The following is a 25,875-nucleotide window of genomic DNA, read 5'->3' on the forward strand; positions in this document are numbered from 1 at the left end:
CGTATATTAACTACCGGCAAACCAGGCTCGGTCTGTGCTCGCCGGCATGAATAAAACAAGGAATTCCAATGGACGGAAAGTGAAAGACTGGATCCGATAATTATTTTGATGTTTAACAAAAAACGCAGATAATGGAAGTTTCTAAAGAACAAGGAGACAACAATGCGGGAGAACTCCGGGCGGCTTACATTGATGGGCTGGACGAGCAGACCCGCAACTGGATCAACGAAGATGCCAGGTATTTCTTTCACCAGGCGCTGTCTACACCCGTAATGAACGTACTCTCCCGTACCGAAGGCGCCTATATTGTGGACCTGCACGGGAATCGCTATCTTGATTTGCACGGCAATGGAGTACATAACGCAGGATTTTCTAACCCGGAGATCATCGCGGCGGTGATAAGCCAGTTACAGGACAACCTTGCCTTTACGCCCAGACGGTATACCAACATTCCTGCAATTAAACTCGCTAAAAAGCTGACGGAAATTACGCCGGAAGGTTTGAACCGTGTGCTGTTTTGCCCGGGAGGTTCCGAAGCTATTGAAATGGCGGTATCGCTGGCCAAACAAATAACCGGGCGCTGGAAAACCATATCTTACTGGGATTCTTACCATGGCAACGGCTTTCAGTCGTCGACCCTGGGTGGAGAAGAGCATTTCACAACCGGACAAGGACCCATGGTACCAGGCGGCTTCCATATTGAATTTCCAAATTATTACAGGAACCCCTGGGGCTGGACCGACCGTGATGCCATTGATGCTGAGTACCTCCGGCAGTTAAGGCTGATCATCAAGCGAAATCCGGATATAGCTGCATTGGTAGCCGAGCCGATATCCGCCACGCCGGTGGTACCTTCCACCACATACTGGCAACAGGTCAGAGAAATATGCGACGCGAACGGAATCTTCCTGATTTTTGACGAAATCATTGAGGGCTTCGGAAGGACAGGTAAGTGGTTTGCCTCCGAGCATTATGTCACGCCCGATGTACTGGTCCTTGGCAAAACGCTGGGTGGCGGCCTGATGCCCTTCGCAGGAATTGTAACCAAAGAGGAATACAACGTTCTCCAGCACAGATCTATCGGGCACTTTACGCATGAAAAAAATCCGCTGTGCTCCGCAGCCGGGCTTGCAACTATATCCTACATAGAGAAACACAACCTGGTGGAAAATTCAGCCACGCTGGGTGACTACCTGATCAGCCAGCTCAATGAATTAAAACAACAGTTCCCCGTTATCGGCAATGTTGCAGGTAAGGGGTTGCACATCGGAGTTGACCTGGTGACCGACCCGGCCACCAAAGAACCGGCGGTTCAGTATGCCGAAACCATTATGTATGATTGCTTCAAACAAGGCATAGCATTTAAGGTAATTGAAGGCAATATCCTGACCATGAGGCCATCTCTGATCATTGGCAAAGACCAGTGCGACCAGATAGTGGATGCGCTGAAAGTTGCATTCATAAGAAATAAGCTGCATTCATAAAAAAATCCTTAACCCAATATGAAACCAATAAAATTAAGACCTTTTGCAGTGCTTGCTCTGGCGGGTATCTCCATTTTTGCATGTAAAAAAAGTGATCAGAGATTTCCCGAAGGAATTGAACATGTGGTTGTAATCGGCGTAGACGGGCTGAGCCCGGACGGTATAAAAAAAGCCAGCACTCCGGTACTTGACAGTATGGTGGCCAACGGGGTTGTAAAATGGAATGTGCGCACGGTTCTTACTTCCTCCAGCAGCCAGAACTGGGCTTCCATGATCATGGGAGCGGGTCCTGAGCAACACGGCATTATCAACAACGACTGGGAAATGGATGACCACACCTTACCGCCAGTAGTGCAGGAGCCCGACGGTAGATTTCCAACGATTTTCAGCCTGATACGAAAAAACAAACCTGATGCGGAAATTGGAACTTCCTACCATTGGGGTGGATTCGGTAGGTTATTTCAGAAAAATGCGGTTAATCATGATAAGCATTTTTCAACCGAAGATTCAACGGCCAGTGATTTTATCTCCTACATCAAAACAAAAAAACCAACCTTTGCTTTTATGCACCTGGACCATGTGGACCATGCAGGACATCACGACGGCCACGGAACCCCGGCATATTACAAATCGGTTTCCAAGGCCGACTCACTGATCGGGAAGGTACTGGAAGGAATAAAAGAAGCCGGAATAGAAGAGAGTACACTGGTGATTATTACGGCAGATCATGGCGGGATCGGCTACGGTCACGGTGGAGCTACTCCTCAGGAGGCCGAAATAGCAATGATACTTTATGGAAAAGATGTAAAAAAGGGATATGAACTGAAACAACAGGTATATACCTATGACCTGGCAGCCACCATTGCCTTTGCATTTAACCTCACCCCTCCGTATGCCTGGATTGGAAGGGCCATCAAACCTGCTTTTGAAGGATTTGATGAACCCGAAAATCTTTACCTTGGCCAGGAAACCATTGCACAGCCTGTTATCTATCCCGACAAAAAATTATATGCGCAGGCCGGGGGCCTATATATCAACGAAAAACCTTCCGTAAAAATGTCGACACCTGTCTCGGGAGGACAGATCCGTTATACCACCGATGGCTCCGAACCCGACAGTTCCTCAGCTATTTACAGCAATCCTTTCTCGCTTGACCGGACAACGGTTATCAAGGCCAGGAGTTTTGATGGTTCAGGAAATGAGAGCCTGGTAACTACGGCCTATTTCAGGGTTTTAAAAGAAACCAATGGCCACGGACTTACTACTACCTTTTACGAAGGAAATGAATTAAAAGAGATTCCCGATTATGGCAAGCTAAAAAAAGGGCAGTCGTGGGTAAGTCAGGAGGTGGGTACCAATACGGAACAGATCAGCAGCCTTTTTAAAAACGGAAATTCCAGTTTTGCGTTAAAATTTGAAGGTTTTATTCAGATCGACAAGGAAGGAGAGTACCTGTTTTCCACCAGTTCGGATGACGGCAGCATGCTTTATATAGACGGGCAGAAAGTTGTGGACAACAACGGAAATCACGGCGTGATGGAAGAAACCGGAACGATAAAACTGACTGCTGGGAAACATGCGATCAGGGTTGAGTTTTACAACAACGGCGGCGGTTTCTGGCTGGACGCGTTTTACAAAGGCCCCGGTATTGCGAAGCAGCTGATCCCGGCCGACAAACTCTTTCTAAAATAAAAGCACGGTACCTTCTTGTATTTTCAGTAACCGACGACAATTTAAGGTGGATTGAAATTGGCGTTACACCACCGATTAGCTATTTTACAGTACAACAATTCTTTCAAGAAAAAACAATGAGTGAGACACACAACCGGACAGAGGGAGATATTAATTTATCGTCGGCCAGGAACCAGTGGTATGCTGTGATGAACGACCCTGAAACGCTTGCCTATCTGGAGGAAGACGCCGAATATTTTTTACACCAATCCCTTTCCACACCCTGCCTCGATGTGCTCGCCTCCTGCGAAGGCATTTATCTGACTGATGTCCAAGGGAAAAGATACATGGATTTCCATGGCAACAATGTCCATCAATTGGGCTATGGACATCCTTATATCATCGAAAAAGTGAAGGAGCAAATGGATATCCTTCCTTTTTCACCGAGAAGATATACCAACTTACCGGCTATCAAACTGGCAAAAAAATTATCAGATTTGCTCCCTGGCGACCTTAAAAGAGTACTTTTCGCTCCGGGAGGTACCTCCTCTATCAGTATGGCCCTTAAGCTGGCCAGGATCGTGACCGGAAAACATAAAATCGTTTCCTTATGGGATTCATTTCACGGCGCTTCCCTGGATGCCATTTCTGCCGGAGGTGAGCTGGACTTCCGAAAAGATATAGGACCCTTAATGCCGGGAGTAGAGCGTATACCACCGCCTATGACCTACCGCGGTCCTTTTACAGCCTCAGGAAACGGAGATCTGGCCTATGCGGATTACCTTGAATATGTGATTGAAAAAGAAGGTGATATAGGCGCGTTTGTGATCGAAACCATTCGGAACACCGACGTGCAGATACCTTCACAAGCCTATTGGACGCGTGTCAGAGAGATCTGTAACCAACATAAAGTGCTGCTGATACTGGATGAAATCCCGATAGCCTTTGGCAGAACAGGAAAGATGTTCGCATTTGAGCATTATGGTATTGAACCGGATATTATTTGTCTGGGCAAAGGACTGGGCGGAGGTGTCATGCCCATGGCGGCAATAGTGGCCCGCGAAAGTTATAATGTGACAGGGAGTGTATCGCTGGGGCATTTCACACACGAAAAAAGTCCGCTGGGCAGTGTAGCCGCGCTGGCTATGCTGGAATATATTGAAGAGCAGGATATTCTTGCCAAAGTGGTTGACGACGGAAAATTCATGCAGCAGGAACTTGAGGGTTTAAAGGCAAGATTTCCGATCATCGGAGACATCCGGGGCCTTGGGTTACTCTGGGGAATTGAGCTGGTGAAGGATCCTTTTACCAAGGAAAAGGCCATCAGGGAAGCGGAAATTGTGATGTATGAATGCCTGAAAAACGGCATGAGTTTTAAAGTATCGCAGGGAAATGTGCTGCAGCTTTCTCCCCCATTGATCATCACGAGGGAAGAATTAAAACAGGCTCTTCAAATTGTTGAGCAAGCACTGACAGTCGCCATTGCGGCCCATTAATTTGTTATCAGGAAGAAGTTTCTGAATGCTCAGCCCATAAGCAGCCCTTCCATTCAACTGCGAAAACAGACTTAAAATATGATACTGCGTATCCGAGAAGCATTGTCCCGCTCCAATTCACTATTCATTCTATGGGCTGTTGTGGCATCTTTTGGTTCCTATTTTTGTATGTATGCATTTCGGAAGCCATTTAGTGCGGGGCTGTATCAGGGCTTGGAAATATGGGGTGTAAGCTACAAGGCCGTTCTGATCATTTCCCAGGTTGCCGGTTACACCATTTCCAAATTCACCGGCATAAAGGTTATTTCGGAGCTTAATCCGAAGGACAGGATCAAACTGATCATCGGCCTCATACTGATTGCCGAGGCTGCCCTTTTCCTTTTTGGTATCGTACCGCATCCTTACAACTTCGTTTTCTTATTTGTGAATGGCCTGCCTTTGGGAATGGTGTACGGCGTGGTGTTCAGCTTTCTTGAGGGAAGGCGGCTCACCGAGATGATCGCCATGGGACTGAGCATAAGTGTAGTAGTTGCCTCCGGCATTTTAAAAACAACTTATATCGAGCTTCATCTTTTGCTGCCAGGCATTTCGGAATTCTGGATGCCCTTTTTTATGGGCGCTTTGTTCCTGCCGCTTTTCCTGTTTTTTGTATGGATGCTCGCGCTCATTCCTGCGCCGAGCCAGGACGATATAGCGCATCGTACCGAACGCCTGCCCATGACCGCACAAGACAAAAGAAATGTAATGTTTCAGTTTGGCTTCCCCATCCTTTGCTTAGTAGTATGCTATGCGATCCTGGTGGTGATCCGGGATTTCAGGGATAATTTTATGATTGAGATTTGGAATGAGATTGATGCCAACTGGTCGAGCAGCGTGTTGTCACAGACAGAGATGATATCCGGAATTGTTGTTTTGGTAGTAATCGGGAGTATTGCTTTTGTCAAAAGCAATCTCATCGGATTCAGGCTCACCAACCTGATCCTGCTGGGCGGGATGCTACTAAGCGGACTGGCGACCTACTTATTTCAGCAGGAAATCATTACCGGATTTTACTGGATGCTGCTCATCGGCGTGGGCTTTTTCCTTTCCTACACGGCCATCCAAACAGTGATATTTGAACGGATGATCGCACTTTTCCGCATGAAAGCTAACGCAGGCTTTTTTGTTTATATCTGCGAGAGTATAGGGTACATGGGAAGTGCAGGCCTTTTACTTTACAAGGAATTTTTCATGAAAGATCTGAGCTGGTCTAACGTGCTGATGCAGTTCTCATATCTTCAGGCCATAACAGGCCTTGTACTGCTGGTTCTTGCCAATTTATACCTGGAGTTCTATCACAATTCCGCTGCCCGGCAGAAAAAGAAATGGCCGCTCCCCAGTTTATAAAAAGAGGAGAAGCAAGCCGCCTCTCCTCTTTATCCCTAACTTAACCTTCCTAATTCATTATTTTGAGTTTTTCTCAAACTTCAATTCTACAATCGCAGCTTTCTGAGCGGGTGAATAAGTTTTAAGTTCTGTAGCCTGTTTCGTTTTTTCAGGAGCAGGGCTCTCTACAACGGGTATCGAAACCGGAAGCAGATTTTTTGCATCAGTCACTTTATTTCCCTCTGCAAATGATGTAAAGACGATAGTTGTACTTAGTGCAGCTACTGCTATAATGGATTTAATTGAATTTTTCATAGTCATTTCATTTTTTGTGTCTTGTCTTTGTCTTAATGACAATACAAAAGTAACCTCCATTCTCGCTTTATTTATAGAATATGTTTCAAACGGATTCTAAATATGTCGAATGGCAAATAGAGTTGATGAATTTATTTGATCTCATTTTCAACCACTTAATCAAAACTAATACTCCAAAACGCCCTTAAATAGTCCAAATTTCAAGTATTTTAAAAGTACAATAAACATGTTTTGTCAAACCCCATTTTCACCTAATATCAGCAATGAAAAACCAAGAAAAACGAATTTTTCCAATCCGAGACCAAATGACTGATTCCATGTGTGTTATATATAAATTTAACAACTTTTTATTGTAGCTTTTAATAAAAGGGCAACACAGAATGTTCTTGACTAAAATTACCCGTCTGACAGAATTTTATTCACAAAATCAATCTCATCTTCATTCACCTGATGACCGAAATTCGGATACAGCCGCACCTTCACATCGGCTCCCATCTTCCTGAACACCTCTCCGCTTTCAACTACCCTTTCCTTGGGAATATGAAAATCGGTATCACTGCAACCCAGGAAAACCGGAGTCTCGCCGAAAGAGCCCTGATAATCCCTGGCGGTTCCATCCGGACCGATCAGCCCGCCGCTCAATCCAAAAATACCCCCGAAAACATCAGCATTCCGCGCTGCGAATTCCAATGACAAACAAGCTCCCTGCGAAAAGCCCAGCAGGTATATATCCTTTTTATTAAACCCGTATTCGGTTTGCAGCTGAGCAACCAGCTCTCCAATTACGCCAAGTGCCGATGAAAGTCCGGGCTCATTCTGCTCCATCGGCGCAAGGAAGGAATAGGGATACCACGACCCTCCCGTTGCCTGTGGAGCAACATAAGCCATTTTCTCCGCTTTGAAATGATCCGAAAGAGACAAAATGCTCTGCGCACTCGCTCCTCTTCCGTGGATCATGATCATCACTTTATCCGCTTCATCCAGCGGAAACCCTTTGGTTACAACATTATTTGCGTTATGCATATCATCCTGATCTAAGATTAAACCGGGGAGTGAACCACTGCCACTCCCCACTTCCATTATTTTGCTATTGCGACAATCGGTGGCAGGCCTGCTTCAATTTTTTCTCTTCTTGGCTCGTACCATTCAGGCAATTTCAGGGCACTTCCCAGTTCCGTCACTTTTTCATCCACTGCAAAGCCAGGAGGATTCGTCGCGATCTCAAATAATATTCCGCCTGGTTCGCGGTAATAAATACTGTGAAAATAATTCCGGTCCAAAACTTCCGTCGGATTAAACCCTGCACCGAAGAGATTCTCCCTTATTTCAAGTTGTGTTTCATCCGTTTCAGTGGCAAATGCTATATGGTGTACCGAACCCGCTCCCTGCAAAGCCCTGACATCTTTGGGAGATCTTAAAACATCTACATACGAACCGGGTCCGCCATTGGGTGCTTCAAATCTGAACAGATCAGTCTCCTCCGCGATCAGTTTATGCTGCATGACGTCTGTAAGCAGAGAAACAGTCCTGTCTACATTAAATTCATTCAGGGTTGCTGTGTAAAAGCCACGAACGGAATACTCTGCCGGAATTTTTCCGTTATCCCAGCCCGGCCTTTTATCAATACCGTTAGCAACGAGCTCTACACCCATACCGTCAAAATCCTCAAACCGCAGATAACTTTCATTAAATCGCTGATAAGGACCTGCAAAGGGTACTCCAAAGTGAGTCAGCCTGTCCATCCAGTAACTCAAAGAAGCAGTAGGGATAGAAAACGCGGTATAGGTTAGCTGCCCGCCACCCTTACGTCCACGCTGAAGACCTGCATAAGGAAAAAAGGTAAGGATAGAACCAGGAGAACCTGTTTCATCGCCATAATATAAATGGTATACATCAGGAGCATCAAAATTGATCGTCTTTTTAACCATCCTCAGCCCTAAAACTCCTACGTAAAAATCTACATTGCGCTGTGCGTCACTTGCCAGTGCGGTGATATGGTGCAAGCCATTTATGAGCGTTTTCATGTTATTTGAATTTATATGTTGTTACATTTAATGTATATACATGTATTTATTACAATAAGTTCACAGAACGGAATTTTATTTAAAAATTTTGACCGAACCGGAAAATCGGGTAACTGCGAATCAGAATAAATGTAGCCGATCCCGTTTAATTAACCGACTTACAGGAAATGAATATCAAGGTAATAAGGAGAATTGGCCGCCGTGTACCTTTAGCCATCAAATCATGTACACTACATCAAAATCGTATCCTATGAGCTCCCGTCGCGATTTTATTCAAAAATTATCATTTGGTTTTGGACTGACAGCAATTTCTGATCTGACGTTCCGCCCGGACAATCCACCTGCCTTCCGTCCGGCAGACAAGCAGCTACGCGTCGCCCTGATGGGCCTGGGAGGGTACGCCAACATTGTAGCCAAGGCTATGCAGGATTGTAAAATGGCAACCATTGCCGGCATCGTATCGGGAACGCCCTCGAAAATAGAAACCTGGAAGCAGAAATATAATATTCCGGATAAGAATATCTACAATTATGAAACGGTAGGTGAACTCAAGAACAATCCCGACATTGACCTCGTTTATATTACCACACCCAATTCGTTGCATCACAAGCACGTGCTACAGATTGCAGCAGCGGGCAAAAATGTGCTATGTGAAAAACCCGTGGCCGACAACGCCAAACAGGCAAGAGAAATGATTGCCGCCTGCAAAAAAGCGAATGTCAGGTTTTACATTGGCTACCGTTTACATTTTGAACCCCATACCAAAGAAGTGATCCGGATGCGGGAGGCCGGGGAATTCGGTAAAATTATGCACGTCAACAATTATATGGGCTTCAAAATTGGCGACCCTACACAATGGCGGTTAAAAAAAGCGCTTGCCGGAGGTGGTGCGCTTATGGACGTTGGCGTTTATTCTCTTAACGGTGCGCGCTACGCTACCGGCGAAGAGCCTGTTTGGGTAACCGCTCAGGAAACAAAAACAGATCCTGTGAAATTTGCTGAAGTAGACGAAACCATTCTTTTTCAGCTTGGCTTTCCAAGCGGCGCCATTGCCAACTGCGGATGTACCTATAATTTCAACAATACGGAGCGCCTTTATATCAATGGCGACAAGGGTTTTGCCGAGCTGAGCCCTGCGTTTGGTTATGGCCCCATTAAAGGGCGCACACATCTTGGACCGCTGAACCAGCCTGTTGTTATGCATCAGACACTTCAGATGGACGGCATTGCTGATATTATCCTCAACAACAAGCCCGATCCACACGTCACAGGCGAAGAAGGATTAAAGGATATGATTGTAATTGATGCGATTTATGAGTCGATCAGGAAGGGAGGAGCAAAAATATTTATCAATAAATAACTAATGTTTTTGACGCCATTGTAGTACTTCTTTGATATTTATTTTTTTTATCCGAACTTAACAGCTACTTTTCATCAAACTTCAAACAGGACATGAAAAAGCTTTTATCCGCTATCATAGTAGTACTTATTTTTGGTACCGGGTGTACTCAAAAAGAAACAGAACCCGAAAAAACATCGCCGGTGGATAATACCTTCCGTGTAATCGGCTATATTCACACCACCGACAATGTTGCAACCGCCCTGAATGCTATTGATCTCTCCAAACTTACCCACATTAACATTGCCTTCATTAACCCCGACGCACAGGGTACCCTCACGGGGACGGCAAATCTGAAAGCAGCTGCTGACCTGCTGCACAGCAAGGGCATAAAGGTAATGGCATCCATAGGCGGAGGAAACGCTCCTTCTTACTATTCCTCCTTTCTGACGGGGGAAAAACAACAAAAATTCATTGATGAACTGGTCAAGCTGGCCGTAGACAATAACCTGGATGGTATTGATGTTGACCTGGAGGGAAATCTTATCGATGCCAACTACGAAAGCTTTGTTACCGCTCTGGCAACTGCACTCAGAGCACAAAACAAACTTGTTACAGCCGCCATTGCTACGGTTTATGCGCAAAACCTGACGGATAAAGCACTTTCCCAGTTTGACTTTGTAAATTTAATGTCCTACGACAAAACCGGCCCCTGGAAACCCTCTGAGCCAGGACAGCATGCGCCATTTGAAATGGCACAAACAGATCTGGAATACTGGACCGGTACACGCGGCCTGGCAAAGGAAAAAATTACCCTGGGTGTACCATTTTATGGATACGGCTTTGGAGCAGGCGCACCTGAAAGTATGAGTTTTAAGGATCTTGTTGCGTTTTACCCAGGAGCGGCCAATATAGATATGGTCAATATTGCTGGCGGAAGCTTTTATTACAACGGTATCCCAACCATTAAAAAGAAAACGGCATTGGCAGTGGAGAAAGCGGGCGGGATTATGATCTGGCAGATCCTTCAGGATGCCCCTGTACCCTATTCTCTTTTGAATACCATTGATGCTGAGATCAAAGCGCAGTGAAATAAGCTGTAGTTACACCTGAATTCGCTTCTGATAATCCCGAAATTTAACTGGGGAATCCCTCATTATGCAACATGGCAACCGGAGAGATCAATCCGGTTGCCGTTTTTAATTTTTAAGTATGTTTTTCACAATCGCCACTTTGTACTGAAAACCGGAATAACTATCCGCCCTGCTTATCAATGACATTCATGCATTTCAAAACCCGGATTATGAAAATGATTGCGCTACCGGCGCTGTCTCTTCTGCCCACCTTAGCTTTATCTCAGATAATGGATACCCGATCAATTGTTGCCCCAGGTGCCCAGGTTGAAAAACTTGGGGATGGTTTTAGCTTTACCGAAGGCCCCGTCGCTGATCAGACAGGCAATGTATTTTTTACAGATCAACCCAATAACAAAATCATTCGATGGGATGCCGTTACGGGGAAATTCTCTGTTTTCTCTGATGCCGCCGGACGGTCTAACGGCATGTATTTTGACAAAAAAGGGAACCTGATAACCTGTGCTGACGAAAATAACCAGATATGGTCCTTTGATAAAAACGGAAAAGCGACGGTACTTGTGAAAGATTATGACGGGAAACTTCTCAACGGTCCTAACGACCTCTGGATTGCACCCAATGGTGGCATGTACCTGACCGACCCACTCTACAAAAGAGATTACTGGAAGCGAGATCCGGCTATGCAACAGGATGGTGAACATGTTTATTACCTGAGCCCCGACCATCAAAAACTTACCCGGGTGGATGACCAGCTGAAAAAACCCAATGGCATTATTGGTACTGCTGACGGCAAAAAGTTGTTCGTAGCAGACATTGGCGCTGGCAAAACCTATGTTTACGATATTAACAAAGACGGCACGCTGGCCAATAAAAAACTCTTTGTTGAAAAAGGCTCAGACGGAATGACGCTAGACGCGCAGGGGAACCTCTACATCACCGGAGACGGCGTTACGGTTTTTGACAAAACTGGTGAAAAAATCGCTCATTTTCCTGTACACAAGGGCTGGACAGCCAATCTCTGTTTTGCAGGTAAAAACCGGGATATACTTTTCATCACTGCCGAAAAAGCGGTATATGGTCTCAAAATGAAAGTAAAGGGTTTAAAATAATCCGGTGCAGATGGATTTAACAAAACGATCTGTCCTTAACCATATCAGACAATACACCTTCTGGTTCCGTTCTGTTCCTCAAACGAATAGGATGGAGATAGCTGCTTTATAATCTTATCATACCGCTTAAGGCAGATTGGACGAATTCCCGGTCTTATCCTGTTTATGAAGCAGGATAAGGCTTTTTATGACTTCATAAATTATTTACCGGCCTTGTTTACTATTGCTGCTGTATGTATGTTTACCATCATACTATTATAACCGTTTCCGGGAAACGCCGTTTCAGGTTTTCTTTGGAATATTTGACCCTCGTTACCATATTTTAAGCCTTTCATGAAATCTGTCAGCCTAATCAGTAAAATCCGCTCAACTTCGTTTTACCTATTTCTCAAGCAGCGGCTTACCTTTGATCGATTAGTTCTGATAGGATGCGTACTTCTGTTTTTACCCAAAATTTTTAGTGAACCTACAGGAGCGGGAATGGATGGTTCCTGGACCATGAGCATCAATATGGCGCTGCATAAAGGCCTTACTTTTGGGCGGGAGTGGGTTTTCACTTTTGGGCCATTGGGTTTTCTGAGTACCCGACAGGACCTGTATGTTGGCCGGTTACCCTTCCTGATATTCGATATCTTCTGTGTCTGTATCCTGATCTATGTACTGAGTTATGCTTTAAAGAAAATCAAAGATCCCGTCAAGTGCCTGGTCATACCCTATCTGCTGGTTATGACTGCCCATAATTCCGAAATCAACTTTTCTTTATTCACGCTTCTGATTTTCCTCATATTCCATTCCCATACCGAAAAAAGCAACGTATCTCTGCTACTTGCCACTTTCATGTCAGTTTTATCCTTTTTTGTCAAGTTCAATCTGGGACTGATTTCCAGTATTGTTTTGTATGGCTATATGTTATACGAGACGGTTTTGGACCGGGGCAAAGCTAAAAAAAACCTGCTCTTCTTTACGGTACACGTCGTACTTATAGCCATACTTTGCCGGTTTTTGCATGTTGATTTAATCGGCTATATCAAGGGCGGCCTTCATGTCATCAACAACTACAATGATGCCATGTTTACCTCTCCCTACGATTTCCGACGGTATTTTTATTTCAATGCGGGGCTTGCCATCGTGATTATCTTGGCAACGGCGGTGACGGTTATCGGAAGCCTTCCGCTGCTATGGAAAACACGTTTCGACCGATTCATTATTCTTGTTACAATGCTGGCTCTGTACCTTGGCTTCAAACAGGGTTTTACACGTTACTCCTCCTCAGGGATGCCTTACTTCTTTTTTTACGGCGCTTTTTTCGTTGGTATTGCCTATCTCTTCATCGGCCACCAACAATTAAAAAACCGCTTTGGGACCTTGTTCGGCGTTTTCATTTTCATCTCTCCTTTTGTGAGTACCGGACTGGGACTGTCGTTTAATAAAATTACATTTCCTTACCAGAATCTCATTTTTCAGAATCCTTCTCAACGCATTACTTCTGAAATAAAAATAAAGGCCCAATACCAAATCGATCCTGCTATAACAAACAGAATGAAGGGCAAAACGGTGGATGCATTCCCTTTTGAAATTGCCTATGTACTTTACAACGGACTGGACTATAATCCCAGACCGGCGATACAGTCGTACCAGGCCTACAATGATTACCTGACCACGCTTAACTACAACAAGTATATCTCTGCTTCGGCCCCGGATTATATCATTTATGAAGTGGGGCCTTCTACGGATCGGTTCAGGTATGCCTTCTGGTCTGATGCCAAAAGTACAATGGCCATTCTTAGGAATTACGATTATGACACTACAACAATATCCAACGACACGCTTCAGATATTAAAAAAACGGGAATTGATCAAACCGCTGAAAATATCAGATCGCCGAAATATTACGGCTTCACTCGGGAAGGAAATCCAGGTATCTGATAAAGGCAAACTTACCTGGATGAAAGCAGAAGTCAACTATTCTGTTTGGGGTAAACTCAGAAGGATACTGGCTCAACCTCCCATTCTGTTGGTAGAAGCCACTTATGAAGATGGACATAAGGAGATCATCAAAGGAATTGTGTCGGAACTTAAAGCAGGGGTGTTTTTAAAAGATGTACATACCGAGGCGCAGGGAGCACATTTTGTAAAAACCCGCGGCGATGCCCCATCCATTACCAAGCTTCGTTTTACGGGTTCCACCCTCGACTTCGCTCAAGATATTAACATTTCCCTGGAAGATGTTTCCTTTGAATAGATCCTGCCGATCATTGGATTTTGTGGTCTGATGCTTACATCCGAACGAAAATTCCCTTCTGGCTTGCTGCCCGCTGTCCTGACACAGCATGCAATAAGCCTTTATGAACCCATCTCTGCCCGTTATACTATTTAAGTCTTCAGATCGTTAAAATGGTTCAGCATCTATCGGTACATGCGTCTATTCTCTACACTGATCATTTTTCTGGTTTCGTTATCGGCTTTTGCTCAGGATCGCATTACACTCAGCGGGTTTGTAAAAGAACAAGGCAGCCGTGAGTTATTGCCTGGTGTAAATGTTTTTATACAGAATACACCACATGGCACCGTCACCAATACCTATGGTTTTTATTCACTCACAGTACCTGCCGCCGATTCTGCCACCATTTCCTTTTCTTTTGTAGGTTATGAACGTAAGGATTACAGGATCCTGCTGAACAGGGATACTCAGATCGATGTTTTTTTAACAACGATTAACCAGCTGGAAGAAGTGGTTGTTTCAGCCAGACGGCAGGAAGATTATGTCAGTCGCTCAGCGCAGATGAGCCAGGTGGAAATCCCCATTCAGCAGATCAAAAAAATACCTGCCTTCCTGGGAGAAAAAGATGTGCTGAAGGTATTACAGCTGATGCCGGGAGTGCAAAAAGGTACTGAAGGGCAAACCGGTCTGTATGTACGCGGCGGCGGCCCCGACCAGAACCTGATCATACTGGATGACGCCGTAGTCTACAACGCCAGCCATTTATTCGGTTTTTTTTCCATTTTTAACAGTGACGCACTTAAGAGTGTGGAACTCACCAAAGGTGGTTTTCCGGCCCGTTACGGAGGCAGACTTTCTTCGGTACTCGAAATGAACCTGAAGGAAGGAAGTAAAGAAAAATTACACGCCGAAGGGGGGATCGGCCTGATTTCCTCCCGCCTGACATTGGAAGGACCGCTCGCTCATAAAAAAGCCTCTTTTCTGATATCCGGAAGAAGAACGTATATTGATTTCCTGGCAAAACCTCTTATCGCCAGCCAGCAGCGGGGTGATGACAGCCAGGTGAAACCGGGCTATTATTTTTATGATCTCAATGCCAAGCTCAATTATGATTTGGGTACCAAGGACAAACTTTATCTGAGCGGATATTTCGGTAGGGATAATTTTTATGCCAACGAAAAAAGCTCAACCTCCACCAACCGTGCCGGGCTTGACTGGGGAAATGCAACAGCTACGCTACGCTGGAACCATCTTTTGAACCAAAAACTCTTTGTCAATACCTCCTTTATCTTTAGCAATTTCAGGTTTGGGGTGGATAGTTACTCCAATGATTCCGACGCCTCCTCCACCGACGAGTTCAGCCTCCGGTACGACAGCCGTATCCGTGACCTGGGGGTAAAAGCAGATTTTGACTTCTACCCTTCCACCAAACATGCAGTCAAATTTGGAGGACAGGCTACTTTTCATCGCTTTGTTCCCTCAGCTCTGGCCATTTCGGGATCCTTTATTGATGATCCGATCAAACGATCCGTTAAACCTGTCAGTACGGTCGAAACAGGCTTGTATATTGAAGATACCTGGCAGCCACTGGACATTCTGAAAATCAACGCAGGTTTCAGGGTAAGTTCGTTTGAAACCGAAACCAAAACTTATGTCCGTCCCGAACCTCGCTTTTCCGCTGCACTCCGGCTTGCCCGAGATTTTTCCTTCAAGGCCTCCTATGCTCAGATGAACCAATACGTCCACCTCTTATCCAATACAGGGCTGGGCCTGCCGACCGATTTGTGGGTACCTACCACGGACAAAGTAAAACCCCAGCAATCCCAGCAGGTAGCGGTTGGTTTTGCGAAAGACTTGGACCGCCCCGCGCTCACACTCACGCTGGAAGGATATTACAAGGATATGACCCATATCCTCAATTACAAGGAAGGCTCGTCCTTTCTGAGTGTCAGCGGGGAAAATGCAAACGAATTAAGCTGGGAGAACAATGTAACCGCCGGGCGAGGCTGGTCCTACGGCACAGAGTTTCTTATCCAGAAAAAGGCAGGCCGCTTGTCTGGCTGGATCGGTTATACCTTGTCCTGGACATTATGGAAATTCCCCGAACTTAATTTCGGCAAAACCTTCTACCCCCGTTACGACCGGCGACACGATTTGTCCATTGTGGGGATATATGAGATCAACAAAAGAATTACGCTTTCTGCAACCTGGGTTTACGGAACGGGCAACGCACTTACACTGCCGGTATCCCGATACTCGGGTATAAGTGACAGCTTTACAACCATTACCAATGCCGAAGGCAAAACGGTCATAAACTGGAACGGCCCCAAAGTGACCGAATATGGAGAAAAGAACAGTTACCGTGCCGAACCGTATCACCGGATGGACGTTGCCATCCAGTTTCATAAGAAAAAAAAGCGACACGAAAGAACCTGGGAGTTTGGTCTCTATAACGCATATAACCGGCGCAATCCTTTTTTCTATGATATTGAAGAGAAAAAAAAGGAGAATGGTGCGTCCCAAAACGTTTTAAAGAGATACTCCCTTTTCCCGGTACTGCCCTCTTTCAGTTATAACTTTAAATTTTAGATCTGTTATCATGAAACTGGCTCCCTACCTGCTGTTATTTCTGGTGATACTTTCCGGTTGCGAATCACTGGTTACCGAGGTACCCAATGCTGAACTGCCCAGTACCGAATCCAAGCTGGTTGTTCAATGTTTTATTTCCCCACAGACCACCAGGATCAATGTTACCGTCAGCGAATCGGTCCCACTGTTTGGGGAATCGGATGCGCAGGGAAACGTAATTGACAATGCCACGGTTAAAATTTCGGACGGCACCAGGGAAATCATCATTCCGTACGATCCGGCAAGCCTGCTTTATACCATTGACAAACCACCGTTTCAGATCGTGCCTAACGGGCGCTATACACTGACGGTAACGGACGGTAAACGCACCGCAACAGGCACTTGTACGGTGCCTCAGAATCAGGCGCTTATTAAAAGTTATGAAATAGATACTGTATACAATCACGACTATCCGGGCGATACTGCGGTTAAAGTAAAAATGACCTGGGGAGATATCCCCGGACAGGCCAATTACTACAGAGTAAGGGCATCCATGTATGTGGAATATACCATTGCCAGAGGTACCACCCTCGAAAATTTAACAAGACAAAGAGTGAGAAACCGGTTTTCCTTTGACTGGGATGATACCATTGGCCGAAACAATTTCCAGAGTGACGTCAACCTGGACGGAGAGACTTTTGATTCGCCATCGGGCTATGTTTCCATGCCAACTACCGCTGTTTACGATTTCGGAAACGGGAACAAGTTTGTAGTGAGGCCCAATTGGAAAATACTCTCGATCAGCTTTTTCGTGCTCAATACTGACGAAGCCTATTACAAATATCATCGTTCGCTCGAACTCAGGGGAAATGGTGAAAATCCTTTTGCCGAACCAACCATCATCTATAACAACATTGCCGGCGGACTGGGATGTTTTGCCGCTTACAATAGCTCGGTACTGGTATATCAACCCTGACCATTTCCGATTCCTTAATTCCACAATCTGAGTGATTCTGAGTTAAAATATGGTCAGATAGAACCGTATTCCTAAGGATAACTACAGTCCGCAATTCCCTTCATTTTCATTTACAAACCACTGATTTTCAGCAAAATAAATACTTTCTATTTGTACTGTATGGGTATACCCTACCTGTCGCCCGCTTCACGGCAAATTCTTATTTTATACAGCTGCATCATCCGCGGGCAGGGCATAATTTTTGAGTATATCACATTCAAAAAGGCTTCTCTCACTGAAATACAGGAAAAGCCATGTTAAAACGCTTAAACTGATATCGTCATGAATTTATCTGAAAATAGAACGGAACAAGAGCCAAATATGAATCCCGAACATCAGAATATCAACGAACCGGATACGCTGATTGAAAGACTGGAAGAGCTCAAAGAAAGAGGTTTCACCTACGACTTTAATCTGACCGCGCACGCCCTCGAAGTACACAAAGGCGACGGCATCAGCCTTACCTTGTCGCCTGATGATTTCAACATCGTTGAAGTTTATCGTTTCGAAGGCATGAGTAACCCCTCAGATACTTCAATCCTTTATGCCATTGAGTCCTGCGACGGGTTGAAAGGTACACTGGTGAGCAGTTATGGCGTTTATGCTGATGCCATGTCCAACGAAATGATCCGGAAACTGGATACCAGAAGCACGCTTATCATTCACCACGACGATGAAAGTACGGGTAATTCGCAGACGTCCGATACCCCTTAGCCCGATTCTGAAACACAGGGTATCCTGGCGCTATTCGTCTTTCGTGGCCCGTACTGGCGCCAGGATTTACTGGTATACGCAAATTTTGCAAGAATATAAATTGCCGCCATTGACTGGTATGCCCATAAACCATATCTTACGGATACGAAACAGAATTACTGCTGATGTTATCTATTAGCTAACTTTAGGCCAAAATTACACTTATGGAATTTATCGAATTAACGGAAGACCTGATCAAATCTGTGGAACAGAAATCTGCTGGTCAACCCTATCCTTATCTGGTCAAAAACCTAAAAGAGGCAGGTGTTGACAATTATGTAGTGAAAGTTGGCAACCACAAAACCACTTATACATCCATAAATAGTGAGAAACTTATTATTCCGGGAGATATTCCGGAAATCGAATGTGCCGAAACATTTGAACTTGAGAATGTAAAAGCAGCCGTTAAGCGCACACAGGATGGTATTACCGACTACGTTACCTTTCTGAGGGAACTGGGAGCAGCGGGTATACATAGCTATGTGGCAGACCTGTCGGGGATGAAAGTAATCTACCAGGGCCCTAATTCGGAGTACGAATATGAGGAGGTTATTCCCGAAGTATAAAAAAGGCTTCTCAGAAAAGGAGCCTTTTTCGCATTTCCTGGAGGTGATTGTCCGTAAAATCAAGATGGCTCACAAAACGGATCAGGCCTTTCCCAAAAGTGACAGCCAGGATCCCTTTTGCCGCAAGCTGATTGATGAAATCCACTGCTGGCATTTCAGGAACAAGCCGCACAATGACGATATTAGTATCTATAGGGAAAATCTCCTGCACTTCGGGTTTAGACTTTAAAATATTCCCGATTTCCCTGGCTCTGATGTGATCTTCCTTTAATCTGTCTACGTGATGATCCAGGGCGTATATACCGGCGGCAGCCAGAAAACCAGCCTGCCGCCAGCCGCCGCCCATTACTTTCCTGAAACGCCTGGCTTTTGCAATCATCTGACGGGTACCTAAAAGCAAAGATCCTACCGGACATCCCAATCCCTTTGACAGACAGATACTGATACTCTCAAATACTGCACCGTACTGCTGCGGTGTTTCTCCGGTTTCCACAAGCGCATTAAAAAGGCGGGCGCCGTCTAAGTGTAAAGGTATTCCATGATCTAAACAAACTTTACGGATCTCTTTCACTTCCTGAAAGTCATAATAACAACCACCCCCCTTGTTCATGGTATTCTCCAGAGATACCAACCGGGTAACCGTCGCGTGGATATCATCTGCGGGGCTGATCGCCTCTTTCACCTGAGCTGCGCTGATCCTGCCCTTATCTCCGCTCAGAAGTTTGACAGATGAAAAAGCGTTCAGCATAATCCCTCCACCTTCATAGAGGTAGATATGTGAATTTTGGTCACAGATCACATCACTTCCCGGCTGCGTATGCACCCTGATCGCCAATTGGTTGGTCATGGTTCCCGACGAACAAAAAAGAGCCTCTTCCATACCAAACATTGCCGCTGCCTTTTCCTGCAGAGCTTTTACAGTGGGGTCATCGCCGAATACATCATCCCCTACCTCTGCCTCCCACATAGCCTGTTTCATTTCAAGGGTGGGTTTTGTGACCGTGTCGCTGCGTAAGTCTATGATCATTTTACTTAAAGGTATAGGATGACATATCGCATCCTGCTATTTTTAACTTTTGAATATAATCTATTTCAAGCGTATGAAAAAAATCTCTCTGCTGCTGCTAACCCTTATATCCCTTCCTGTTCTTGCACAAAACGGGGTGGTAAAGGAAAGCGTTAAGATCAAAAGTGAAATACTGGGTAAGGAAATGAAATATAACATATACCTCCCCGCTGATTATGAGAAAACCAACCGGAGTTATCCAGTTTTATATCTCCTGCATGGATATTCCGATGACGAAACGGGCTGGACACAGTTTGGAGCCGTAGAACATATTGCCGACAAAGCCATTGCCGGCGGAGATGCTCCGCCGATGATCATTGTGATGCCCGATGCCGGTGTCACTTTTTACATGAACAGCTACGATGGCAAAGCTAAATTTGAAGATTATTTCATCCAGGAATTTATGCCGCATATTGAAAGCACGTACCGAATCAGGCAGAAAAAAGAATTCAGGGCCGTAGCAGGCTTGTCTATGGGCGGATTCGGAACCATGCTTCTTGCCACCAAACATACCGATCTGTTTGCCGCTGCTGCACCTTTGAGCGGCGCTTTCTGGACAGATGATGAAATTGCTAATATGCCTGCAGAACGCTGGAGCAGCGTCTTTTTACCACTGTTTGGTCCGCTTGCGCAAGGCAAATCCAGACTTTCGCCGCATTGGTATGCCAATTCCATCTTCAAAATCATAGAAACTGCTCCGCTAGACAAACTGAAATCCGTAAAATATTACATTGACTGCGGTGACGATGATTTTCTGGTGAAAGGAAATATGGCGCTCCATTCGGCTCTTCTGGATAAAGCGGTTCCCCATGAGTTCAGGATACGCGACGGAGCCCATACCTGGCAATACTGGCGTACCTCCCTGCCCGAGGTTTTAAAGTTTGTGGGCCAAAGCTTTCACAGATAAACCGAATAAATTACCGAGGCCACGGATGTACCTACATTACGTACATCCGTGGCCTCCACCATTTCCCGAAGCCGGGAACCTGTTTTACTAAAGTGTTTCTTTGAGCCATCCAAAAAACTCTCTCTGCCAAACCATCGCATTTTGCGCACTCAAAACCCAGTGGTTTTCTTCCGGCAGATATAACAATTTGCTCTTAATCCCTTTTAACTGTACTGCCTGGAACGCCTGCAGGCCCTGCTCAATGGGGACGCGGTAGTCTTTTCCTCCCTGAATGATGAAAATAGGAGTTTTCCATTTGTCTACAAAATTACTGGGCGACTGGCTGAATGAACGCTGCGCAACTGCATTACCCTTTTCCCAATAGCTTCCTCCTTTTTCCCAGTTCTCAAAAAACATTTCGTCGGTGGTGCCATACATACTTCTGAAATCAAAAACACCATCATGAGAAATAAACGTTTTGAAACGGCCGTTGTGAACGCCCTCCAGGGCAAAAACCGAATATCCTCCAAAACTTGCTCCAACGCATCCGAGCCTGCTCTTATCAACATAGGGCTGCTTTGCTTCGGCATCTATCGCACTCAGATAATCCCTGATCACCTGCCCGCCCCAGTCTTTGCTTACCTGCTCATTCCACTTGGTACCGTGTCCCGGCATACCACGGCGGTTAGGCGCTACAATGATGTAACCCTGTGAAGCCATTAACTGAAAATTCCACCGAAACGAATAAAACTGGGTGAGCGGAGCCTGTGGACCACCCTGGCAGTAAAGCAAGGTGGGATACTTTTTAGAAGGATCGAAGCCCGGTGGGAAGATCACCCACACAAGCATTTTTTTCCCGTCAGTAGTCGGGACCCACCTGCGTTCAGTCCTGCACATGGCAAGCCCGCTGTAAAACTGATCATTCACGTGCGTCAGCTGTTTTATATCCCCGAACGCTATGTCAATGGTATACAATTCTATGGCATGGTTCATATCACTTCTGGCAACTACAAGCTTTCCGCCAGCCTGCCCTAAGATACCGTTTATATCAAAATCTCCCTTCGTGAGTTGAGTGATGCTAACCGCTGCCGTGGTGGAGCCCGGATAGTTAACCTTAAAAAGCTGGATGGTTCCGTTAATAGGTGCGGTAAAGAAAATCTCCCGCCCGTCCTCACTCCACTTAAAACTTTCCACATGGATATCATCCCGCTGGCCAGTCAGATTGATTTCCGCAGCACCGTTACTGACAATAATATCTTGCTTGTCCGACTCGTACCCGTCCTGTTTCATGCGCAGCCACGCCAACGTGCCCTGAGTGCTAAATGCTGGAGATACATCATATCCCTTATTGGCTTCGGTAAGATTCCGCGTAGTACCTTTTTCTATGTCATATTCATACAGATCGGTATTGGTACTGACGGTATAATCCGTGCCAAATTTTTTCTTGGTTACGTAAATCACCTTTTTGGAATCGGGGCTCCAGATAAAATCCTCGTCACCTCCGAAAGGTTTTTGCGGACAATCATACTTTTCACCGGCCATGATATCCCTGCCTTCTCCCGCTTTTCCTTTTGCATAGGGGGCTACAAAAATATGGTCAAATTTGCCGTCTTCCCAGGTATCCCAGTGGCGGTAGTTTAAGGAAGTAAATACATAAGCATTTGATTTCGGAAGATCCTTGTACTTGTCGGCCCCTGTGATATCCAGCTCTTTAACTTGCTTGCTACTGATTATATATTTGCCGTCGGCCGATATCCTGTCGTTCATCAGCAGATCTTCGGTATCCTTCATTTCTACCGCATCGCCACCACCAATCGGAATGCGATAGGTTTTGCGGTTGCTTTTATTTTCGTCAATGTCCGGAGTACTCACTGCGTATAAGACAAATTTTTTGTCCTTTGATATGCCCAGTCCCGATACACGCCCCAATTTCCAGAGGGCTTCCGGTGTCAGCAGATTTTGGGCAAAACTTCCGTTGGAAAGTATTAAAAATCCAATAGCGGCTATATATTTTTTCATGCTGATGTAGAATTGTTGATATGGATTTATAAATAAGTCTCAATTTCGGAGTTTTTCAGGACTCTGGATAATTATTGAAAATTTATTCCATTCCTCCATCCTTCCCTCTCCGGCACCTGCTTTTATAATACTTGCACCCATTCTGGAGCTTTTTGCCAAGGGTATTCCTTTTTTCTATTTTGTAAAATGAATATATTGACAAATAGCAGATCTTTTGTCCCTTACTGAACGAAAGGTGTCCAATATCGGACAACTTCGCAATGAATTATCAATACAATACATTAACTACCAGCAACTTACAAGCTATTACTTTTCTGGCAAGCTATTTGAACTATGAGGCGTAGTCAGTCATCATCACCACTCCTTATTTCCCGGAAGCCGCCACACCATGATACGAAACTATATCAAAATTGCACTCAGAAATCTTTTAAAAAACAAGGTATATACGGGCATCAACATCTTCGGCCTGGCATTGGGGCTAACGGCGTGCCTGCTTATCATCCTCTATATTTCCGAGGAGCTCAGTTTTGACAAACATCATAAAGACGCCGACAGAATTTTCAGAATTGCGACATTGGCAAAAACAAATACTTCGGTCGAATCGGAAAAATGGGTAGCCGTTGCAGGCCCTGTAGCCGGCGGACTGATCAGTGATTTTCCTGAAATTGAACAAATCACCCGAATAATGAGATTTCCAGGTTTCGACAGGATGCTTCTGAAATACGAACCGGGGGAAAAACAGTTTTATGAAACCAATGGCTATTATGCCGACTCGTCCATTTTCCAGGTTTTAACTTACGACTTCAAATATGGTGATCCTCTGAAATCTCTGCATGAGCCCAACACCCTGGTACTTTCCGAAACGTTGTCTGCCAAGTTGTTTGGCAAACAGAATCCGCTTGGCAAAGTCATCAGTATCGGGCTTCCTTTCGGTAACTTTAACTACACAGTTTCCGGCGTTTTCCGGGACAATCAGAAGTCTCACATCAATGCCCATTTTTTTCTTTCCATGCGCAACGGAGATTTAGGTGGCTGGGTAGACAGCCAAGGGAATTGGGCCACCAATAACCTGTTTCATACCTACATAAAGCTTCGGGCAGGTTCGGATGCTCACGCCTTTGAGGCAAAACTCCCCGCCTTTATGGCCCGTCATGCGGCAGCCGACCTGAAAGCGCTGGGTATTTCAAAAAGTTTCTTTCTCCAGCCCCTTCGGGATATTTATCTCAGATCCAATTTTGACAACGAGCTTTCCCCCAACGGAAGCATGACATATCTCTACATATTTGGTTCAATAGCCGCATTTCTGCTGCTGATCGCCTGCATTAATTTCATGAACCTCAGCACTGCCCAATCCGAAAAACGTGCCAGAGAAGTCGGCATCCGCAAAGTAATGGGAGCAGTTAAGACATCGCTGATTTATCAGTTTTTGGGAGAGTCGCTTGCGATGGCCCTTTTCGCCCTGGTACTTGCTGTAGTTTTCATCCGGTTGTTTCTCCCTGTCTTCAATAATCTTACCAATAAGAGTTTATCCCTCTCTCAAAACACTGGTTTTATTGGCTGGATAGCCGCAGTAACATTACTGACGGGCTTATTGGCCGGGCTGTACCCGGCATTTTACTTATCCTCCTTCAAACCGGCAAGTGTACTCAAAGGAAAATTAAGGAACAGCTTTTCTGCCGTCATGTTACGCAAGGGGCTGGTCGTTTTTCAGTTTACCATCTCCATCATACTCATTTTGGGTGCAATGGTCATAGGACGGCAACTGTCGTTCATCCAGCATCAGAACCTGGGATTTGACAAAGATCAGCAGATTATTATTCCGCTTAAAAGCGCCCAGTCTGCCCATAATTTCGGGGTACTCAAAGACGAAATTTCCAGCTTGCCAGACGTCGTTTCCGCCTCGAGTGGCTCCATTTATCCGGGTATTGAAACTGTTGAAGATTTGCTTTTTTATCCCGAACATAAAAGTATTCACCAAGCAACCGATATTCATTTTGCAGCTGTTGAGAATGACTATATCGAGACACTAGGTCTGAAAATTATTTCAGGGCGAGGTTTTTCCAAACAATTTACTGCCGATTCCAACAGTATCATCCTCAATGAAACAGCCGCGAAGGAGCTGGGGTTTAATGTAAAAACGGCAGTTGGAAAAACAATCTATTGCGAGTTAATGAACAAACGTTTAGGGATGCAGATCGTTGGCGTTGTGCAAAACTATAATTATGAGAGTTTGCATAAGGAAATCAAACCCTTCGGTCTGACCACTACCATCGGAGATAAACACCAGTATTTCATCACTCGCGTCAAGACCCAGGAATACAGCAAGTTAATTACAGATTTTGAACAGATATGGAAAAAACTCAATCCTGACACGCCATTTACCTACTCATTTCTTGATCAGGATTTTGGTAATAACTACGAAAAAGAACATAGGACGGGGCGTATCGTCATTTATTTTACGCTGATCGCCATCGTCATTGCCTGTCTGGGATTATTCGGACTGGCCACATTTTCGGCTGAACAACGTACCAAGGAAATTGGTGTGCGCAAAGTACTGGGTGCTTCTGTTTTGAATGTGGTGGGCTTGTTATCCAAAGATTTCATTGTACTGATATTCATAGCGATGGGGATTGCCGCACCCGTTGGTTGGTATACCATGAACCGGTGGCTGGAAGGCTTTGCTTACAAAATCGGTATCGAATGGTGGATGTTTGTAACGGTGGGTATGCTGGCTGTCGGTATCGGATTGCTGACGATCAGTTTCCAAAGCATTAAAGCCGCGCTGATGAACCCTGTAAAAAGTTTAAAAATGGAATAAAGGGAAAGAGGAGGAAGGAAGAAAGGGACAAAACCTTCTCCACTTTCCCTTTATTCCCTCCCCCCTT

General features: G+C 45.2%; 19 protein-coding genes. 14 read left to right on the forward strand and 5 right to left on the reverse strand.

Features of this window, described 5'->3' with window-relative positions:
* Positions 1 to 131 precede the first annotated feature (131 nt).
* From pbfA to KOE27_RS17090, 4 genes are all read left to right on the forward strand, one after another.
* Positions 132 to 1,484 (forward strand): (R)-1-hydroxy-2-aminoethylphosphonate ammonia-lyase, encoded by a 1,353-nt coding sequence (pbfA, locus tag KOE27_RS17075; RefSeq protein ID WP_215240050.1) that lies wholly within the window; start codon positions 132 to 134, stop codon positions 1,482 to 1,484.
* 18 nt (positions 1,485 to 1,502) lie between these two features.
* Complete coding sequence (locus KOE27_RS17080; protein ID WP_215240051.1) at positions 1,503 to 3,176, forward strand: alkaline phosphatase family protein; 1,674 nt, start codon at positions 1,503 to 1,505, stop codon at positions 3,174 to 3,176.
* 116 nt (positions 3,177 to 3,292) lie between these two features.
* Positions 3,293 to 4,651: an aspartate aminotransferase family protein gene (locus tag KOE27_RS17085; protein WP_215240052.1), complete on the forward strand. Its 1,359-nt coding sequence runs from the start codon at positions 3,293 to 3,295 to the stop codon at positions 4,649 to 4,651.
* A gap of 78 nt (positions 4,652 to 4,729) precedes the next feature.
* Positions 4,730 to 6,037, forward strand: a complete 1,308-nt coding sequence (locus KOE27_RS17090; protein ID WP_229252806.1) for a DUF5690 family protein — start codon at positions 4,730 to 4,732, stop codon at positions 6,035 to 6,037.
* A 57-nt stretch (positions 6,038 to 6,094) separates the two neighbouring features.
* Here the strand turns inward: KOE27_RS17090 and KOE27_RS17095 are convergent, their stop codons facing one another.
* From KOE27_RS17095 to KOE27_RS17105, 3 genes are all read right to left on the reverse strand, one after another.
* Positions 6,095 to 6,331, reverse strand: a complete 237-nt coding sequence (locus tag KOE27_RS17095) for a hypothetical protein (protein WP_215240053.1) — start codon at positions 6,329 to 6,331, stop codon at positions 6,095 to 6,097.
* Between the two features lie 396 nt (positions 6,332 to 6,727).
* Positions 6,728 to 7,354, reverse strand: a complete 627-nt coding sequence (locus tag KOE27_RS17100) for an alpha/beta hydrolase (protein WP_215240054.1) — start codon at positions 7,352 to 7,354, stop codon at positions 6,728 to 6,730.
* 56 nt (positions 7,355 to 7,410) lie between these two features.
* The gene (locus KOE27_RS17105; protein WP_215240055.1) at positions 7,411 to 8,355 is read right to left on the reverse strand and encodes a ring-cleaving dioxygenase; all 945 of its coding nucleotides are present in this window, start codon (positions 8,353 to 8,355) and stop codon (positions 7,411 to 7,413) included.
* Positions 8,356 to 8,605: 250 nt separating this feature from the next.
* Between KOE27_RS17105 and KOE27_RS17110 the strand changes: the two genes are divergently transcribed.
* The 8 genes from KOE27_RS17110 (at position 8,606) to KOE27_RS17145 (ending at position 19,019) form a co-directional block, all read left to right on the forward strand.
* Entirely contained in the window at positions 8,606 to 9,715 is a 1,110-nt protein-coding gene (locus tag KOE27_RS17110) for a Gfo/Idh/MocA family protein (RefSeq protein WP_215240056.1), read from the forward strand.
* A gap of 92 nt (positions 9,716 to 9,807) precedes the next feature.
* Entirely contained in the window at positions 9,808 to 10,785 is a 978-nt protein-coding gene (locus KOE27_RS17115; RefSeq protein ID WP_215240057.1) for a glycosyl hydrolase family 18 protein, read from the forward strand.
* Positions 10,786 to 11,003: 218 nt separating this feature from the next.
* Complete coding sequence (locus tag KOE27_RS17120; protein ID WP_229252807.1) at positions 11,004 to 11,897, forward strand: SMP-30/gluconolactonase/LRE family protein; 894 nt, start codon at positions 11,004 to 11,006, stop codon at positions 11,895 to 11,897.
* A 480-nt stretch (positions 11,898 to 12,377) separates the two neighbouring features.
* A complete protein-coding gene (locus KOE27_RS17125) occupies positions 12,378 to 14,138 on the forward strand; it encodes a hypothetical protein (protein ID WP_215240059.1) in 1,761 nt (586 codons plus the stop codon).
* Between the two features lie 174 nt (positions 14,139 to 14,312).
* On the forward strand, positions 14,313 to 16,706 hold the full coding sequence (locus tag KOE27_RS17130; protein WP_215240060.1) for a TonB-dependent receptor: 2,394 nt from the start codon (positions 14,313 to 14,315) through the stop codon (positions 16,704 to 16,706).
* A gap of 10 nt (positions 16,707 to 16,716) precedes the next feature.
* Entirely contained in the window at positions 16,717 to 17,661 is a 945-nt protein-coding gene (locus KOE27_RS17135; protein ID WP_215240061.1) for a DUF4249 domain-containing protein, read from the forward strand.
* 321 nt (positions 17,662 to 17,982) lie between these two features.
* Positions 17,983 to 18,414 carry a hypothetical protein gene (locus KOE27_RS17140; RefSeq protein WP_229252808.1) on the forward strand — a complete coding sequence of 144 codons (432 nt, stop codon included), beginning with the start codon at positions 17,983 to 17,985 and terminating at the stop codon, positions 18,412 to 18,414.
* 203 nt (positions 18,415 to 18,617) lie between these two features.
* The gene (locus tag KOE27_RS17145) at positions 18,618 to 19,019 is read left to right on the forward strand and encodes a DUF1398 domain-containing protein (protein WP_215240062.1); all 402 of its coding nucleotides are present in this window, start codon (positions 18,618 to 18,620) and stop codon (positions 19,017 to 19,019) included.
* Between the two features lie 10 nt (positions 19,020 to 19,029).
* Here the strand turns inward: KOE27_RS17145 and KOE27_RS17150 are convergent, their stop codons facing one another.
* Complete coding sequence (locus tag KOE27_RS17150) at positions 19,030 to 20,046, reverse strand: threonine aldolase family protein (RefSeq protein WP_215240063.1); 1,017 nt, start codon at positions 20,044 to 20,046, stop codon at positions 19,030 to 19,032.
* A gap of 73 nt (positions 20,047 to 20,119) precedes the next feature.
* On the opposite strand from KOE27_RS17150, the gene KOE27_RS17155 reads away from it, so the two are divergent.
* Positions 20,120 to 20,992 (forward strand): alpha/beta hydrolase, encoded by an 873-nt coding sequence (locus KOE27_RS17155; RefSeq protein ID WP_215240064.1) that lies wholly within the window; start codon positions 20,120 to 20,122, stop codon positions 20,990 to 20,992.
* Between the two features lie 87 nt (positions 20,993 to 21,079).
* On the opposite strand, the gene KOE27_RS17160 is transcribed toward KOE27_RS17155, so the two are convergent.
* Complete coding sequence (locus tag KOE27_RS17160) at positions 21,080 to 22,990, reverse strand: S9 family peptidase (protein ID WP_215240065.1); 1,911 nt, start codon at positions 22,988 to 22,990, stop codon at positions 21,080 to 21,082.
* A 388-nt stretch (positions 22,991 to 23,378) separates the two neighbouring features.
* On the opposite strand from KOE27_RS17160, the gene KOE27_RS17165 reads away from it, so the two are divergent.
* Positions 23,379 to 25,808 (forward strand): ABC transporter permease, encoded by a 2,430-nt coding sequence (locus KOE27_RS17165; protein WP_215240066.1) that lies wholly within the window; start codon positions 23,379 to 23,381, stop codon positions 25,806 to 25,808.
* The last annotated feature ends 67 nt before the right edge of the window (positions 25,809 to 25,875 follow it).

It is taken from the genome of Dyadobacter sp. CECT 9275 (assembly GCF_907164905.1).
GTDB classification, from domain to species: Bacteria; Bacteroidota; Bacteroidia; order Cytophagales; family Spirosomataceae; genus Dyadobacter; species Dyadobacter helix.